A 402-nucleotide genomic window follows, 5' to 3' on the forward strand; every position below is an offset into this window, starting at 1 on the left:
GGGTGCCCTGTCGTTCGCTCTGCACTACCTGGCACGCAACCCCGACGTCCTGGCGAAGGCCCGCGCCGAGGTGGACGCGGTGTGGGGCGACGAGGCACCACCGTTCGAGAAGGTCGCGAAGCTGCGCTACGTGCGGCGCGTGCTCGACGAGACGCTGCGCCTGTGGCCGACGGCACCCGCCTACGCGCGCGAGGCCCGGGAGGACACCGTGCTCGGCGGCCGGTATCCGATGCGGGCCGGCGACTGGGTGCTGGTGCTGATCCCGTCGCTGCACCGAGATCCCGCGTGGGGTTCCGATCCGGAACGCTTCGATCCCGACCGCTTCGCCCCCGAGCACGTGCGAGGCCGGGCGCCGCACATCTACAAGCCGTTCGGCACCGGCGAACGCGCCTGCATCGGACG

The 402-nt window shown here is 72.4% G+C and carries 1 protein-coding gene; it reads left to right on the forward strand.

Features of this window, described 5'->3' with window-relative positions:
* Window positions 1–402, forward strand: a 402-nt coding sequence (locus tag IJ15_RS0124345; protein ID WP_031940893.1) for a cytochrome P450, incomplete at both ends; no start/stop codon positions are given.

Source organism: Prescottella defluvii (assembly GCF_000738775.1).
Taxonomy (GTDB): domain Bacteria; phylum Actinomycetota; class Actinomycetes; order Mycobacteriales; family Mycobacteriaceae; genus Prescottella; species Prescottella defluvii.